Origin of the sequence: Pedobacter sp. P26 (assembly GCF_050632135.1) — a bacterium.
GTDB lineage: Bacteria > Bacteroidota > Bacteroidia > Sphingobacteriales > Sphingobacteriaceae > Pedobacter.
Genome location: NZ_CP192574.1, coordinates 2,738,590 through 2,755,189 on the forward strand (window position 1 = coordinate 2,738,590; position 16,600 = coordinate 2,755,189).

Consider the following 16,600-nt stretch of genomic DNA (forward strand, 5'->3'; position numbering starts at 1 on the left):
TTTAATGGAGAAAAATGCTAAAAAGCTTTTGAATAAATACATTTCGGGTAATTGTACACCCGAAGAGATGGTTATTGTTGAAGATTGGTACCTGCAATTACCTTTTGAAAAACAAGCACCACATCATTCACTTATAGCATCCAGTAAAGAAGAAGTTTGGACCCAACTAAGCCATCGTGGTAAATCTTTAAAATTGGTCGCGGCTAAACTGCTGGCTATTGCGGCAAGTATCGTATTATGCTTTAGCGTTGGGCTCTATTTTATTGCGCAGCGTAAAGCGACCCCGTTAACCGCCAAAACCGAATTGAAAAATATTCTCCCGGGCGGAAATAAAGCGGTACTTACATTGGCCGATGGAACTGTTGTTGACCTGGACGATGCTAAAAATGGTCAGATTGCCAACCAAAGTGGCGTCATAATCCGCAAAGCGAAAAACGGTCAGCTAGAATATATCATTAAAGAAATGCCGCAAGTAGCAGTAAAGGGCTCAAATACGATTGCCACGCCACGTGGGGGCCAATATCAGGTAAACCTGCCCGATGGAACAAAAGTTTGGCTTAATGCGGCCACAACCTTGAAGTATCCTTATGCATTTGCAAAGAATGAAAGGCTGGTAGAGTTAAATGGAGAAGCCTATTTTGAAGTTTCGAAAGATCATATCCGTCCTTTCAGGGTAAAAACAGATGCGCAAACGGTTGAAGTTTTAGGTACGCATTTCAATATTAACGCCTACAGGGATGAAGCTATTATTAAAACCACGCTTTTAGAGGGGGCGGTAAAAGTGAGTGCCAAATCCGGATCGGTAAATCTGCACCCAGGTGAGCAATCGCAGTTCAATGCAAACAGCGAGAGGTTATCGCTCAATGAGCAGGTAGATATCGATAAAGAAATGGCCTGGAAAAATAATATTTTCTCTTTCGATAACGAGGATCTTGAGAGCATTATGCGACAGATTTCGCGTTGGTATGATGTAGATGTAGTTTATCAGGGCAAAATTACATCAGAAAAATACGAAGGAGAAATACCAAGAAACAGCAACCTGGCAGAGGTTTTTAAAATATTAGAATTTAACCACGTTCATATTGATGCTAAGGGCAGGGTACTAACCGTAACAGGAAATTAGACAAGAACGGCTTTTCTTTAAACAGCCACAAAAATCAACCAACCAATTTACCAACTAACTAAACTTTATGATGAAAAAACTACCAGAAATTTAGCAAAGTACCTTTAAAAAAACCGAAAGCGCGGCAACGCTTCCGGTAGAAATTTGGACAAGCAGCTTGCTTCGAAACCTAGCTGCTATTTTTTAACCTCATTCATTACAAAGGTATGAAATTAACTACCCTTTACAACCCCGTGTGCGACATGCGGAGGGTAAAGATTAAAATTTTATTGGTCATGAAATTGACTACAATCTTACTATTGGTCGGTGCTTTACATTTGTCGGCAGCCACCTTTTCCCAAACAGTAACGCTCTCTCGAAGAAAAACCTCGCTTAAACAAGTTTTTAAGGAGATAAAAAAGCAAACGGGCTATTTTTTCTTTTACAAAGGTCAATTGCTACAGGATAAACCAGACGTAATGGTCGAGTTCAATAATGTACCACTGGTAGATGCTTTGAATGCTTTTTTAAAAGATCAAAACCTGAGTTATAACATTGTTAACAAAACAATCGTGATCAGCCGTAAGGAGAATTTACCAGTTGCTGCATCGAGTGTAGCAGTAAAAATTGAGGTTAAAGGTGTTGTTGCTGATAAAACAACAGGAGAAACCCTTCCGGGGGTTAATGTTTCCATTAAAAATGGTGCAAGCGTAGGCATCACCAACGATAAAGGCGAATTCAGAGTCAATGTTGACGAAGGAAGCATTTTGGTTTTTAGTTATGTGGGCTACGACTTGTTTGAAACCAAGGTTATAGGTACTAAAACGTTAAACGTTAAGCTCACCTCTAAAATGACCCAAATGAACGATGTGGTGGTAACGGGTTATCAAACGATTAAAAAAGATAACTATACCGGTAATGCGGTTACGATATCCGGTGATCAGCTGAGGAGGGTAAATCCACAGAATTTACTGCAAAGTATAGGCACATTCGATCCTTCCTTTAAACTGATTGATAACAATCTTGCAGGTTCAAACCCAAACAGAATTCCTTCTATCAATGTTAGGGGAGCTTCTGCATTACCAAGCGGTGATGGGCAGGTGTTAAGAAGGGATGATATTCAAGGTAACGCGAACAGGCCTGTTTTTATGCTAGATGGGTATGAAGTGAGCGTCGAGAAAGTATTTGATTTGGATGTAAACAGAATTGCATCGGTTACCTCATTAAAAGATGCGGCTGCAACTGCAATCTACGGTTCGCGTGCTGCCAATGGTGTAATTGTGATTACCACTAAAACACCTTTAGAAGGGAAATTACGGGTAGAATACAACTACGAATTAAACCTTACCGCTGCAGATTTAAGTGATTACCAGGTTTTAGATGCTGCTGAAAAACTGGATTATGAAGTTTTGGCAGGGTTATACAGTTCTTCTAAACAGCAAGTTCCTCAAGATCAGCTTGATGAAATCTATTACCACAAAAAAGCTAATGTTGTTGGTGGTGTTAACAGCTATTGGTTGTCGCAACCACTACGCAATACCATAGGCCATAAGCATGCTATAAATCTTGATGGAGGATCGCAGGCATTCCGCTATAATGTAAACCTTCGATACCAAACCAGGCCGGGAGCAATGAAAGGCTCTGAAAGGGATCAATACTCAGGTGGAATGAGTTTTCAGTACAATGTGAATAAACTTCAGTTCAGAAATGAATTATCCATTACACAAATGGGGGCCACCGAATCTCCTTATGGTGATTTTTCCAGTTATGTAAGAATGAATCCTTATTATCCGTTGAAAGATGCCAATGGCATGGCGATGAGGATTTCGGATGTATACGAAAAACAAGACCGATCAAAAGAATATGTTTTTAATCCATTATTTGATGCCAGTTTAAGCAGCTTCAATAAATCTAAATACACCGAAATTATTGATAACCTTTCTGCCGATTTAGAAGTGGCAAAAGACCTGAGGTTAAGGGCCCAGATGAGTGTAACCACGCGAGCAAATACAGATGACATATTCACTTCTCCTATGGCAAACAAATTTTATCTGTACAAAACAGATAAAATAGATGAAAAGGGAGAATATACGAACAGGGAGATGAAAGAAACCTATTGGGATAGTAATATCAGGTTAACCTGGTTAAAGCAGATTGGTGGCAATTATTTTAACGCTTTGGTAGGTGTAAATGCCCGTACAGAGCTGCGCGATCAAAAAGAATTTACCGCTATTGGATTTGCTAACGATCGTTTTACCAGCATAGGATTTGCCAAAGGATATGCCGAAGATGGAAAACCGCAAAGCAGGCTAGAAAAAGCTCGTTTGTTTGGTTCGTTTTTTTCGATGAACTACTCCTATAAAAACCGGTATCTTATGGATGGAACCGTGCGTATTGATGGTTCTTCAAAATTCGGCGTAAACAATAAACTGGCTCCTTTTTGGTCGTTCGGATTAGGATGGAACGTACATCAGGAGGAATTTCTGAAGGGTAATCCTGTAATTAGCCAACTCAGGATAAAAGCCTCTACGGGTCTCACTGGTTCAGTAGAGTTCGATCCTTATTTATCAAAAACCATTTATAAGTACAATACAGGAAACTGGTATTCATCTGGTATTGGTGCCGGTGTAAACAGTTATGGAAATGAAAACCTTGGATGGCAAAAAACAAGGATGACCGATATTGGTATCGACATTGGACTTTTTAAAGATCGGGTAATGATTATGCCAAGGATATATAAGAAATTTACCAAAGATATTTTAGCCGATATCACTTTACCTCCTTCAACAGGCTTTTTATCTTATAAAGAAAACCTTGGCGACATGGAAAACAAAGGTGCGGAGTTGGGGATAACAGTAGATGCCTTAAGAAGCAAAGACTGGTCGGTAAATCTGAATGCGAATATGGTTACCAACAGAAATAAGGTGGTAAGGATCTCAAACGCTTTAAAGAAATACAATGACAGGGCAGACGAATTACAATCTTTAAAGCCTGGCGACGGTGGCTACAGGGGAATTCCTTTGCTTAGATTTAGCGAAGGGCAACCATTTAATGCCATTTATGGTGTGCGTTCGTTAGGTATAGATCCGGAAAACGGACGTGAATTATACCTGAAAAAAGATGGTACACTTACCTATGATTACGATAAGAGAGATTATGTTGTAATTGGCGATCCTAATCCTAAAGTGAGCGGCTACTTTGGTGGAACGGTTAACTACAAAAGGTTTAGCCTGTATGTGCAGTTTCAGACTTTTTTCGGTGGCGATAAATACAACCTGACCCTGGTAGAGCGTGTTGAAAATGCCGACCCAAGGTATAACGTTGATAAACGTGTATTTGAAGAAAAGTGGAAGCAACCAGGCGACCTGTCTTTTTATAAAAACATAGCAGATAATGGCGAAACTGATGTAAGCTCGCGATTTATCCAGCCTGATAATCTGATCAACCTTCAATCAGTCAACTTTTCTTATGATATGAATAAAAAAATCGCGTCAAAATTATCGATGTCGAGTCTCATGTTTCAGGTAACGGCAAATGACGTGGTGCGTTGGTCATCAGTAAAAGAAGAAAGGGGAATTAATTATCCATTTACCAGGAGTTTAACCTTTTCTGTCAGAGCAGCTTTCTAAGCTATATTATTTAACGAATTTAAAATATAAAAATATGAAGATTAGATTGTTAATCTGCCTCATCTTAATAACAGGATTATTTAGTTCCTGCAAGAAATGGCTGGAAGTTGAGCCGGAATCAGAAATAGCTGCTCCAATTTTATTCAGTACCGAAAGTGGTTTTATGGAAGCCATAAACGGTGTGTATAACCGCAGTACGGAATCGGATCTGTATGGTAAAGAGCTTACGTTTGGTACAACAGAAGTACTTGCCCAAAATTTTTCGATGCGTGAAGACGGACAGGATTACAGACAAACCTCATTGTATAATTACAAACATGGTGAGTTTATCAAACGCAAGGATAAAATATGGGCTGGTTTATACAATGCAATTGTTAACTGTAACCTGATCCTGGAAAATGTAGATGCAAAAAAGAACATTTTTAATGGCAACAATTATGCTATCGTTAAAGGAGAAGCGCTTGCCTTAAGAGCCTATTTGCATTTCGATCTGTTGCGTCTTTTTGCTCCTTCTTATCTGAGAAATCCTTCTGCAAAAGGAATTCCTTACGCTAACAAATACACAAAAGAGATTACGCCGGTTTCCAGTGTATCAGAAAGTATTAATCTGATCATCAAAGATTTGGAAGAATCGAAACAATTATTGGTTGCAGATCCGATTCGGAGTGCCGGTTATATTGTAAATTATCCTTTAGTTACTGATACGCTGAAAAATACAGAAGAGAAGAGCTCAAGTCTTTTCTTGCAAAACAGAAGGCACCGTTTAAATTATTATGCAGTATGTGGCACGCTTGCCCGGGTTTATCTGTATAAAAACGATAAAGTTAAAGCCTTACAAAATGCTAAAGAGGTAATCGACTCAAAAAAATTCCCATGGACATCAAAAAGTGATTTTGAGGCATTCGAAGATTCGAAGAAAGATCGTATTCTTTATAAGGAACTTATTTTTGGATGGTATATACCAGGTGCTGCAAAAGAGATAAAAGACAATTGGTTTCGAAATGGTACTAGTGGATTTTATTTGATTGAGGATGCCGCAGATTATATCTATGAAAAGGCAACAGCGGGAGCAAGTGATTCCCGTTATAAATACTGGTTGTCTGCTACCTCCAGTCAATCGTCAAGATCTTACGATATCGTTAAATACCGCAGAAATCCCTTAAGTACCGAGGCTGGTGCAAATCTACATTACCTCATGGCTCCTGCAATCAGGCTTAGTGAGATGTATTACATCGCTGCCGAGTGTTCCTATGCAAATAATCCCACGGCCGCAGTTAATTACCTAACACAGGTTCGTGAAGCGAGGCAAATAGGTGATCCTTTGACCATAAACAACGAAGAGGATTTATTAAAAGAACTGCTTAAAGATGCCCGTAAAGAATGGTTAGCAGAAGGCCAGCTTTTCTATATGTATAAAAGGCTAAATAGAGGGATTGTAGGACAAACAGGTGTAATTATTCCGGCTTCCGATAACATTTTCGTGCTTCCTCTTCCTAACGACGAGGTTGTTTATGGTGGCAGATAAAACAATTTGAAATTTATTAATAGCAAATTATGAAAATATACATATTAATATTCGCAATCATTTGCCTTGTTTCTTGCAAGAAAGCAGAAGAGATGCGTTTTGATCACAATGCTAATGTTTATTTCGACATTTATAATGGAGATAAAGACAGTATAGTAAAAACCTTTGCCTATAATCCTACACGTGCTCAGGATACCGTGTGGCTACCGGTACGTTTATCCGGAATCAGAACAGACGCAGAAAGGAAATTTAGTGCGCGGGTAGATACTGATTCCTCAACTGCCACTCCTGGTCTGCACTACGAAGCTTTGAAACCGCAATATTCCATTCTTCCAAATAGGGGAATAGGTTATATTCCTGTGGTGATTTATAACAAGGATAAGGAACTTGAAAACAGATCGGTTTCGATATTGATTAAATTAACGGGCACTTCAGATCTGGGCATCGAAAATCCTTACCTGATCAAGGCAAAAGTTGTATTCTCCTCCAAATTGGAAAAACCAGGTTGGTGGGATAGCTGGCCGCTTCCTCCTTATTCGAGAACCAAACACGAGTTATTTATTCTGGTAACCGGGCAAACCTCCCTGACTACCGACGGACTTGATGCACCGAAAAACCTGTATTATATAGGCTTATTAACCACGATGTTAAATAATCCATTTAATTGGGTAGCCAAAAATGCAGCAAAAGGTTATGTAATCGAAGAGGTAACTGCAAGCAATACCAATAGCTATTATTTCTATAACAAGAGTAACCCGTCCAAAAAAACGCTTTTGAGGAAAAACATGCAGAATGGTAAATATTATTTTATAGACGAAAATGGCAATGAGGTTATTTAAATATAGAAACATGAACATTAAAAAATTAATTTTATTAATAGCTGGTGTGGTTTCTTTAGCCGCATGTCATAAAGACTTAGGTAATTACGATATCGATATGCCTGTTGAGCCTAAACTGGCCAACCTGGATTCTGTTTACACTGCAAGTGTTGGGGATAGTTTGATCATCAAACCAAAAATAGAAGGTGTGGATGCTGCCAATGTAGAACTTCAATGGAAAATTAGTGTAATGGAAGGGAATGATGTTCTGTATACCGGACCAGCTCTGAGGATCATATTTGGTTTGCAGGCTAAAAGATATGCAGCCCGTCTTACTGTTTATAACAAAGCAAATGGGATGAAATATTTTCATAATTTTTACGTAGACGGTGGTACCGAATTTGCCAGCGGTACAACGGTATTGAGTGTTGAAAATGGGATCACACAGTTTTCATTTGTAAAGCCAGATGGTAGCGTGCAGGCACGTTTGTACAGGGCTATGCAGGGGAAAGATTTGCCTGTAAACCCCACAAATTTATTTCTGCTAAAAAATACATTTACAAATAACTTATTGGGATACTGGATCATTACAAAAAACGGTGGAATCAGGTTGGAGCCGAATACCATGCAGGAAGATCCGAAATATCCTAACACCCTTAAAGATAACTTTTTTACATCGCCAGATGATTTGGAGGTAGGTTCATTTATTTCGCATCCTCAAGGGGTAATGATGGGCGTTGTAAATGGCAAATTTTACGGTGGAACAACAAGCACATGGGACCAGGCAGCTACTTATGGAATGTTCGGCTTACCTGCTGATGGTGATTATGAGCTGGCTCCTTCTTTTGTGATGAGCTTTACGCAAACAGCTACTTATTTTATTGGATTCGACAAAAACAGAAAGCAATTTGTGCGGATCAATCTTTATGGAGCACCTGTTTATTTTGGTACCCAATACTCCGTTACCACAACAACTGCCTTCGATCCTTTAAATGTGGGGATGGATCTTATTCATTTGGAGCAACTTAATAACGCAGATTGTTTTGCTTATTGCAAAGGAACAGATGGTAAGATTTATGAACTTAAGTTTAACGTTCAGTTTAACGGGCCGTTTACCTTTACGCCTCAACATAAACGTCTTTTTATACGTCAGGACTTAATTAACGAAAATACTAAATGGAGTGGTGCTAAAAATGGAGTAATTTATATTGCCAATGGCAGTAAAGTTTATCGGTATAATCCCGTAAATGAAGAGCTTAGGGAACTGGCTACCAGCTTTAGTGGAAAAACGATTTCTATGTTAAAACTTAGCGAAGACGAAGAAACCTTGATGGTAGGAACAGAAGAAACCGTTTCTTTTCTAAATATTGCTACAGGAATGAACGGTATATTCATCAACAAGATTGAAGGTATTCCAGGTGCTCCTGTAGATATCGCAATCAGAAAATAACCTTAGTCCATGCTTAGGCTTTTAAAAAGTTTAAGCATGGACATTATAACCATAAAAAAACATACAAATGAAAATCATAAAATTAGCCATTTTGGCTCTTTTATTTCCGGTTCTAACCTGGGCACAAGCACCAAATTTTAGTTTAACAGGTAAAATAGGTTCTTTGGGTGCACCAGCAATGGCTTATATCGATTACATGGATAACGGTGTAAGTCATGAAGATTCAGTAGCCCTGGTTAACGGAAATTTTAAATTTACAGGGCATATTTCTGGCAATGCCTATGCCCGCATGGCCCTCGATCATACTGGTGGTGGTAAAGGGAAGGCAGTTTACACAGGTGATGTAATTTACTTTTATTTCGGGAAAGAGCAAGTTACGATCAGCTCGAAAGATTCTTTAGAAAATGCTGTTTTTGCGGGCTCAAAGGTGTATCAGGAATATGATGCCTATAACAAAGCCATTGGGGGGACCATTATGGCGCTAACCAAAGCTGTAAATATCGATTTTAACAGGGGAACACCCGAACAGCAAAAAGATACTGCTTACATGAAAGCAGTAGATCTGCGCTTCAGAAGAAATATACAAAACAGAACAGATAAGCAGTTTCAATTTGCTAAAGAACATCCAAATTCTTACTTCGCCCTGGTGGCGCTCTCAGAAGCTGCAGGAAGTAAGGTGGATGTAGGCAAGGTTGAGCCTGTTTTCAATGCATTAAATAAAGCGTACCGCGAAACCGACATGGGCAAAGAACTGGCGCAGCGTATTGCTGCAAGCGGTATTACCGCTGTTGGAAATGTAGCGCCGCTTTTTACCCAGAACAATGTGGTAGGCAAGCCAGTTTCATTAGCCAGTTTAAAAGGAAAAGTGGTGCTTGTTGAGTTTTGGGCAAGCTGGTGCAGCCCATGTAGGGCAGAGAACCCTAACCTGGTAAAACAATATCAAACCTATAAAGATAAAGGCTTCGAAATTATCTCAGTTTCATTAGATAATGTAAAAGAACGTTGGCTAGAAGCGATAGAAAAAGACGGTTTAGATTGGATTCATGTATCTGACCTTAAAGGTTGGAACAACGAAGTAGGCCGTTTATATGGTGTGCGTGCTGTACCTGCCAGTTTTCTGGTAGATGCTCAGGAGCAAAATTATCGGAAATGGTCTTCGTGGTGAACCATTAAACAAAAAACTCGCTGACATTTTCAATTAATTATTGGCTGAACTGACTTGGATGATGAAAAAGATTTTAACCGTATGCCTGATACTGCTTTCACTGTTCTCATTTGGAACTGCGAAACATCAGGATAAAATTGCATTAAAGGTTTTGTATGTGGGTTATAATCCCGATAGGCCTATGCCAAAAAATGTAGTCTACTATTCTACAGTACCAAACATCCTCGAAAAAATATACAAAACCAGAATGGCAGATTTTAAAGCCTTTCTGGAACAGCGTTTTATCGGGGTTAGGGTAGTGGATGTAGCCGATTACAAGGTAGAAATGTCTGATGAGGTTGATGTAACTTTAATGGACGCCGGGCCGGTGGTACTGCCGCCAGATTTTAGCCGCCCCATGGTTTTACTGCATGCTATGGCGCCCAACGTAGGTTTGCCCTTAGGTTTAAAGTTCGATTGGTATTGCCAGTGTTTAGATGATGAAGCTTTAAATATAAAAACCGGGCATCCCATTTTTAACACACCCAATGCCGTAAAACTTAGCATGGTAAAAAAGCCAACTCCAGGTTCTTTTTTTAATGGCCATCAGGGTGCAGAAACACCAAAGCAAATGGATAGGTGGCGGGTGGTAAAACAGGGATTCTCTGCTAAAGAGCCTTATTTGATCGGTATGGTTTCGCACGGAGAAGGATTTAACGATTCGCCTGATGTGGAAACTATTTCAGGTGGTGTTTGCCTCAAAAATGCCGAAGCAGTAGCTTTAGGCCGTCAGGGGAATTACTTTATGTGGGGTTTTGCAGGATCGCCTGATTACATGACGGACGAAGCTAAGGATGTTTTTGTGAATACCATTTGTTACATCAAAAAATTCGATCATCTCCAGGCTATTGTTAAAAAAGTGCAGATCGAAACCCGTAGCGGTGTAGATGAACTAATTTATCGGTTGAACAAAGATCTTTATAACCAGGCTATTGTTTCAAGACGGGAAGGTAATCTACGGATGCTGAAAATGCAGCAGGAATTAAAAGACAAAAAGGCAAAAGGAGAAGATATTGGCCATGGTAACGAAATGTTTTTGAAAATGCCCGTTACAAATGATACCCAATCTTTTGAAGATTATGTAAAGGGTTATGCCGGCGATAGTTTGTTTGCCATTTATGGCACTAATATCAACTTATATCACAAATACTACCGTCAAAATTATGAATATTTCTATCCTTCAGGTGTATACACGCTTCAGCTGGATCGCGATGCGCAAAAACTTGGTATCTCTAACCGTAAAGTAGCCCTGTTAGATAAATGTGTGAGTTTATTGGAAGCAAACAAAGATGTAGCAATGGCGCAACGCTTATTGGAACGTTATACAACCGAAAAGTTTAATGCAGCTTCTGATTGGAGAAAATGGCTCAATCAAAACCGTAATAACCTGTTTTATACCGAATCAGGTGGTTTTAAATTCATGGTCAATACTTACGGGAGAAACATTCCTGTTGCCCGGCAACAAAGTTACCAATTGCCAAAAGCGATTATAAGTGATGAACCTACCACAGCCGATCCGGTTGCGATTTCAGCCAGGTTTATTCCGGGTAATGGAGATAAAAAAGACAGTTTACTTATCGAAGCCAAAATTTTAAAAGGCTGGCATATTTATGCTTATGTATCTAAAGATAATCCATTTGTGGTTACCGAAACCAGATTGGAACTTCCTGAAGGTGCAGTGGCCGATAAAGAATGGAAAACAACAGCAGCTATTCCTTATCCGGGCAATGAGGGCATGTTTATTTTTGAAGGAAAGGCAAACTTTAGGATAATGGTCGATTACAGCAAGGCAAAAGCTGGTACTAAAATTAAATGTGGCTTATACTATCAGGTGTGTGATGATAACAAATGTTACCCACCGAAAGAAAAAATATTGGAGATACTTATTTAAACTATCTATGCGCTCGGCATGGCCGGTAAAATGGCCTTGCCGTTTTTCTAACCTTTAACTTAAAATATGAAACCTTTTTTAGGGCTTTGCCTCCTGGCTTCTTTGTGTGTGCTTGCACGTATTTCTGTATCGGCACAAACCGCTGTGAACAAAGTTGATTCCTTGCACAATAGGCTTTTATCAGAAATGATTGCCGTGCCTGCTCCCAATTTTACCTTAAAAGACCTCGATGGAAATGTAGTATCGTTAAAAGACCTCAAAGGAAAGGTAATTGTGCTCGATTTCTGGTCGACATGGTGCGTGCCCTGTAAAAAATCTTTTCCGGCTATGCAACTGGCTGTTAATGCTTATAAAAATGATCCATCGGTAAAGTTCTTATTCATCCATACCTGGGAAACCAGTAAAACACCAATTGAAGATGTAAAAAAATACCTCGCACAATCAGGTTTTAATTTTCAGGTGCTGATGGATCTGAAAGATGGGGCAGGGCGTAACGCTGCGGTTGAAGATTATGGCGTAAGTGCCATCCCGGCAAAATTCGTTATCGATAAAGCAGGCAAAATTATATTTAAACTAACGGGTTTCAAGGGAACCGATGCCGCTGCACTCGAAGAAATTTCTGAGCGGATTACATTGGCAAAAAATCATAATTAATAATGAATAACTATAGCAGGGTATTAACAATAACCTTGGTGATGCTGTTTAACCTGAATGCTATCGCGCAGAAAAAGCAGGTTGCTAAATTTCAGTACACCATTGCCCAGGCAGTAAAAAAGCATATTCCGCAAGTGTGCGGATGTGGGGTTTCGATGTACAGCAAAATCAAAGAACCAGCGGCCAGTTTAGTGGCGTGGTAGTAAGTGCCGATGGTTACATCTTAACAGCAGCACATACCATTTTGCCGGGTAAAAATTATAAGGTTTTTTTCCTGACGGACGTGAATGTATTGCAATGGCTCTGGGGAAAATAGAGAACAAAGGAACCCCAGGTATTCCGGATGTAGGCATGATGAAAATTACAGATAAAGGTGCCTATCCATTTGCAGAGATGGGTTATTCATCAAGTTTGGTTAAAAATGAACCATGTATCAGTATTTCCTATCCCGAAAGTCTGAACCAAACCCTACCAACCCTAAGATTGGGCAGTATTGCAGAAGTGAAAAATGAATATGGTTTTATCCGCTCAACCTGCAAAATGGAACCGGGTGATTCTGGCGGGCCTTTATTTGACTATTATGGCCGTGTAATTGGGTTACACAGTGCCATTGATGTTTCGGAAGAAATGAATTTCGAAATTCCTGTTGACCTTTATCGTCGCTATTGGACGGCTTTAAACAGCGAAAGACTTTATACAGCTTTCCCGGAAAAGAAGGATAGTGTGAAAACAGATCCCTTATCTTTGCTATTACAGAAAGAAAGTAAGCAAAAGGCTTTACATCCGGATTTTGTTGTAACAGGGATTAAAAACAGTTGTTTTGCCATCAAAAGTGTAATAAAAGGACAAAACCAGAAGATTAATGCCTGTTTATTAAATATTAAAACACCAAGCGGCGCTCAAAAACAGTTTTTACTGAGCAAAAATACCATGGTTGGCGAAGAAGTGCAATGTGATATTAATGGAACAACAGTGCCGGTTAAGCTAATTGCAAAAGACGAGGAGAACGACCTGGTTTTATTTGCGCTTGAACGGCAAATAAACGGTGGGATTGATTTAAATATTGCTGATACCGATACCGTTAAAATAAATATGGGTAAACTTCTTTATAGCGTAGACCCAGCTGGCAAAGTGATACGCAGTGTGTTAGGCAGTACGCAATTTAATTTGCCGAAAATTAACAGCCAGCCTTATTTGGGTGCGATGGTGGTATACAATTCGAGTCCGGTTCTGTTCTCCTTAATTAAAGCGGACAGCCCGGCAGAAAAAGCAGGTATAAAAGTTGGCGATGAACTGATCAGCATTAACGGAAAACTCATCAAAAAGGCAAGTGAATTTGCACCCGAAATATTAAAATATTGGGCAGGAGATGAGGTCACTTTTGAATGGACAAATGCATCTGGTAAAATGAACAAAACTTTTAAGCTTGATGGAAGGGGGCAATCGGTATTCAATCACCCGGCAGAGAAATTTGAAGGCGGGAAATCAGAACGAAGAGATGGATTTAATGCTATTTTTACACACGATGCCGCCATTAAAGCAAATGCTTGCGGATCGCCTGTTTTTGATTGGGAAGGTAGTTTTTATGGGATTAACATCGCGAGGTTTAGCAGAACAACCACGATAGTGGTTCAAAAGAAAACGATCATAGAATTTGTTTTGAAGACTATTCAGTAGCTTAGTTGTCGCCACGGAAACACAGAAGTCACAGAGTTTATAGTGGTCGGTGTCTCATCGACCAATGCGTGAATTTATTGCCTAGAATATATTCCGGCCGATAAGAACTGACTAAACCTAAGCGCACTGCACCTGTTTTACAAAAGCGATACATTATGCATTATTATTTGGAGCGGCTTACCCGTGCAACTGTTAAAGTTTGTTCCCGTGCTTCGCTGTATCCCTCCGCTGCGCTTTAGGGATGCCGCTACGCCCGGGGCTAAACACGCTTTTTCTGCAAGGAACCTAATTACCTGCATTACTTTCGGTGAGTTCGCTTTAGGATCGGTCCGGTGTAGATTCCGTTCCACAATCCCTGGTTAAATAAACCTTATTGTAGCGGCTATCCTTTTTGTTACAAGACTAATTGTTTATTTAGTTCATTCACAAAAAGATAGAAGCGGAAAGAAGGACTGTCTGAACCGAAGAGCGCTACATCTGTTTTCCAAAAACGATACATAATCCATTTTTGGAGCGCATTGTCTGTGCAACTATTGAAGTTTTTCCCGTGCTTCGCTGTATCCCTCCGCTGCGCTTCGGGGATGCCGCTACGCCCGGGGCTAAACACGCTTTTTCTGCAAGGAACCTGATGCATACGTAATTACCTGCATTACTTTCGGTGAATTCGCTTTAGGTTCGGCGTAGATTCCGTTCTACAATCCCTGGTTGAATAAACCTTATTGTATCGGCTATCCTTTTTGTTGTAAAAATAATTGTTTTATGTAGCTCATTCACAAAAAGATAGAAGCGGAAAGAAGGACTGCCTGAACCTAAGAGTGCTGTACCTGTTTTCCAAAAAAATATATATTATGCATTATTGTTTGGAGCGGCTTGTCTGGACGACTGTTAAAGTTTTTCATCCTATTAGCCGGTGTCTCACCGGCCAACGCTTTATTTCTTTTTTAAAACACCAACAGATAAGAAGATTCTTCACTGCGTTTAGAATGACAACTAAGGAATAAAACCATGATGCCTATTTCTTCAACAGCGTATCAATCTCTGTATTAAATTCTTTCAAAAATTCATCATAAAATTTACCGGTGGCCGGGCCATTAAAACCTGTATGAATTTGTGCTACATTACCTTGTTTATCAATAATTATCGTGGTTGGAAACGATAAAAATGAATCAAGCGCAGGCAATGATTCAGATACTACTTGTTTGTCCGCTGTACCTGCCAATACCTGGTCATATTCGATACCAAAACGGTCTCTGAAACGGGTCATTACTTTCTTTGCATATTCAGGCTCCGTTGAACGTTCATAATGTAAACCGATAATTTCTACACCGCGGTTTTTGTTCTTTTTGTACCATGGCGCCATAAAAGTAACTTCGTCAACACAATTAGGGCACCAGCTACCTGTGATGGTTAAAATCACAACCTTGTTTTTATATTTTTCATCCTTTAACGAAATCTTTTTGCCGTTTACATCAGGAAAGCTGAAATCAAGCGTTTTGTATCCTTTTTTCAGGTAGGTAAGTTTGTAAGGATCGGGCAGGGCAGCATCTTTGTTTTTGGTTCCGGTAAAAGCCTGACTTCCCCTTGCACCCAAAATTTCACCACTTAAAGTACCGTCTGGCTGAAAGGTGCCTTTATAGTAAGAAGGAGAGGAGCCGATGAAACTCGAAAGCTGGAATTCATTGCCTTCTACCACGCCTTCAAGATAACGAGAATCGCCGGTTACACGTAAAAATGTGCCGGTAAGTTTGTTTCCTGTTTGCTTAAATAAACCTACTGTTTTTTCTTCCTTACCATTTGTCGATGTAAAAACCACATCATAACTTCCAGAATAGTCTGCTGTGGCAGGTTTATCAGTTTTGAAACGATAATTTTTTCGCTCGGCAATAATTATCAAAGGTTTGCCAGTTTTATCCTGTTTTCTTAATGCGCCGGTTAGTTGATCACCAACTATAGCAAATGCAAGTTCGTTATCAAACTGATCCAGTTTGACAAAAAGTGAATCGGCAGTTTGTTTTACCCGACCACCTTCGAAACTTTCTTCGGCATTGCGGAAATATAATTTCTGTTGACCGCTTTTTTCGTTGATTTCGAAATTAAAAGGGATTTCTAATCCTTCCTTTACTTTCGCTATACCACGCCAATGGCCCAGCGCAACAAATGCTTTTGCTTTTTTTCTTTGATTGTTGCTTGTTGGCGATTGGCCAATACAGCCTGTTGTTGCGCAAAGGTTAAAGAGGTTGATATGGCCAGTATGGCGGTAAATATGGATTTTAGGTTCATCAGGACGTGTGTTAATCGACTAAATTAGTCGACAAATATACGGGCGGAATAACCAAATAAAAAATATTTCATTAAAAATCTATAAAAACTATAGGATAAATGGAATTAATTATACCTTTGCCCCAGTTATTTTAAAATACTTATCAAGAAAGGCGGAGGGAATGGCCCTGTGAAGCCTTAGCAACCATCTAATTTATAGAAATGGTGCTAATTCCATCCCTGATGAATCTGGGGTAGTTAAGTCAGTTGTTTGCATTATCCTTATCAAAATATATGGAGCACTTCTGATTTAAGGGGTGCTATTTTTTTGCCCTGACGCTGCTTTTGATAAGTAAATATGTTTTATAGAAAATCATTGAAATGAAAAAAA

Annotated in this window: 12 protein-coding genes and 1 riboswitch; of the genes, 10 read left to right on the forward strand and 2 right to left on the reverse strand. The window is 39.5% G+C overall.

Features of this window, described 5'->3' with window-relative positions; genetic code table 11:
- Nucleotides 1–4: 4 nt before the first annotated feature.
- From ACQ86H_RS12750 to ACQ86H_RS12795, 10 genes are all read left to right on the forward strand, one after another.
- Complete coding sequence (locus ACQ86H_RS12750; protein ID WP_431295081.1) at nucleotides 5–1,123, forward strand: FecR family protein; 1,119 nt, start codon at nucleotides 5–7, stop codon at nucleotides 1,121–1,123.
- A gap of 275 nt (nucleotides 1,124–1,398) precedes the next feature.
- Nucleotides 1,399–4,731 carry a SusC/RagA family TonB-linked outer membrane protein gene (locus ACQ86H_RS12755; RefSeq protein ID WP_431295082.1) on the forward strand — a complete coding sequence of 1,111 codons (3,333 nt, stop codon included), beginning with the start codon at nucleotides 1,399–1,401 and terminating at the stop codon, nucleotides 4,729–4,731.
- Nucleotides 4,732–4,765: 34 nt separating this feature from the next.
- Nucleotides 4,766–6,256, forward strand: coding sequence for a RagB/SusD family nutrient uptake outer membrane protein (locus tag ACQ86H_RS12760; protein ID WP_431295083.1), 1,491 nt, complete (start codon nucleotides 4,766–4,768; stop codon nucleotides 6,254–6,256).
- Between the two features lie 29 nt (nucleotides 6,257–6,285).
- On the forward strand, nucleotides 6,286–7,095 hold the full coding sequence (locus tag ACQ86H_RS12765; RefSeq protein ID WP_431295084.1) for a DUF4843 domain-containing protein: 810 nt from the start codon (nucleotides 6,286–6,288) through the stop codon (nucleotides 7,093–7,095).
- Between the two features lie 10 nt (nucleotides 7,096–7,105).
- On the forward strand, nucleotides 7,106–8,524 hold the full coding sequence (locus ACQ86H_RS12770; protein ID WP_168202456.1) for a PKD-like family lipoprotein: 1,419 nt from the start codon (nucleotides 7,106–7,108) through the stop codon (nucleotides 8,522–8,524).
- Between the two features lie 67 nt (nucleotides 8,525–8,591).
- Nucleotides 8,592–9,689: a redoxin domain-containing protein gene (locus tag ACQ86H_RS12775; RefSeq protein WP_431295085.1), complete on the forward strand. Its 1,098-nt coding sequence runs from the start codon at nucleotides 8,592–8,594 to the stop codon at nucleotides 9,687–9,689.
- A gap of 58 nt (nucleotides 9,690–9,747) precedes the next feature.
- Complete coding sequence (locus ACQ86H_RS12780) at nucleotides 9,748–11,619, forward strand: protein-disulfide reductase DsbD domain-containing protein (protein ID WP_431295086.1); 1,872 nt, start codon at nucleotides 9,748–9,750, stop codon at nucleotides 11,617–11,619.
- 66 nt (nucleotides 11,620–11,685) lie between these two features.
- Nucleotides 11,686–12,273 (forward strand): TlpA family protein disulfide reductase, encoded by a 588-nt coding sequence (locus ACQ86H_RS12785; protein WP_138821574.1) that lies wholly within the window; start codon nucleotides 11,686–11,688, stop codon nucleotides 12,271–12,273.
- A 2-nt stretch (nucleotides 12,274–12,275) separates the two neighbouring features.
- Nucleotides 12,276–12,476 carry a hypothetical protein gene (locus tag ACQ86H_RS12790; RefSeq protein ID WP_431295087.1) on the forward strand — a complete coding sequence of 67 codons (201 nt, stop codon included), beginning with the start codon at nucleotides 12,276–12,278 and terminating at the stop codon, nucleotides 12,474–12,476.
- A 94-nt stretch (nucleotides 12,477–12,570) separates the two neighbouring features.
- Nucleotides 12,571–13,950, forward strand: coding sequence for a trypsin-like peptidase domain-containing protein (locus tag ACQ86H_RS12795; protein WP_431295088.1), 1,380 nt, complete (start codon nucleotides 12,571–12,573; stop codon nucleotides 13,948–13,950).
- 1,012 nt (nucleotides 13,951–14,962) lie between these two features.
- Here ACQ86H_RS12795 and ACQ86H_RS12800 read toward each other — a convergent pair.
- Together ACQ86H_RS12800 and ACQ86H_RS12805 are read right to left on the reverse strand one after the other, a co-directional pair.
- Nucleotides 14,963–15,844, reverse strand: a complete 882-nt coding sequence (locus ACQ86H_RS12800; RefSeq protein ID WP_431295089.1) for a peroxiredoxin family protein — start codon at nucleotides 15,842–15,844, stop codon at nucleotides 14,963–14,965.
- 233 nt (nucleotides 15,845–16,077) lie between these two features.
- The gene (locus tag ACQ86H_RS12805) at nucleotides 16,078–16,230 is read right to left on the reverse strand and encodes a hypothetical protein (protein ID WP_431295090.1); all 153 of its coding nucleotides are present in this window, start codon (nucleotides 16,228–16,230) and stop codon (nucleotides 16,078–16,080) included.
- Nucleotides 16,231–16,367: 137 nt separating this feature from the next.
- Nucleotides 16,368–16,474: riboswitch (SAM riboswitch) on the forward strand.
- Nucleotides 16,475–16,600: the final 126 nt, after the last annotated feature.

Excerpts from the sequence above, each read along its gene's own strand:
- ACQ86H_RS12750 (WP_431295081.1), top strand. The coding sequence starts at position 5 with ATGGAGAAAAATGCTAAAAAGCTTTTGAATAAATACATTTCGGGTAAT.
- ACQ86H_RS12755 (WP_431295082.1), top strand. The coding sequence starts at position 1,399 with ATGAAATTGACTACAATCTTACTATTGGTCGGTGCTTTACATTTGTCG.
- ACQ86H_RS12760 (WP_431295083.1), top strand. The coding sequence starts at position 4,766 with ATGAAGATTAGATTGTTAATCTGCCTCATCTTAATAACAGGATTATTT.
- ACQ86H_RS12765 (WP_431295084.1), top strand. The coding sequence starts at position 6,286 with ATGAAAATATACATATTAATATTCGCAATCATTTGCCTTGTTTCTTGC.
- ACQ86H_RS12770 (WP_168202456.1), top strand. The coding sequence starts at position 7,106 with ATGAACATTAAAAAATTAATTTTATTAATAGCTGGTGTGGTTTCTTTA.
- ACQ86H_RS12775 (WP_431295085.1), top strand. The coding sequence starts at position 8,592 with ATGAAAATCATAAAATTAGCCATTTTGGCTCTTTTATTTCCGGTTCTA.
- ACQ86H_RS12780 (WP_431295086.1), top strand. The coding sequence starts at position 9,748 with ATGATGAAAAAGATTTTAACCGTATGCCTGATACTGCTTTCACTGTTC.
- ACQ86H_RS12785 (WP_138821574.1), top strand. The coding sequence starts at position 11,686 with ATGAAACCTTTTTTAGGGCTTTGCCTCCTGGCTTCTTTGTGTGTGCTT.
- ACQ86H_RS12790 (WP_431295087.1), top strand. The coding sequence starts at position 12,276 with ATGAATAACTATAGCAGGGTATTAACAATAACCTTGGTGATGCTGTTT.
- ACQ86H_RS12795 (WP_431295088.1), top strand. The coding sequence starts at position 12,571 with ATGGCTCTGGGGAAAATAGAGAACAAAGGAACCCCAGGTATTCCGGAT.
- ACQ86H_RS12805 (WP_431295090.1), bottom strand. The coding sequence starts at position 16,230 with ATGAACCTAAAATCCATATTTACCGCCATACTGGCCATATCAACCTCT.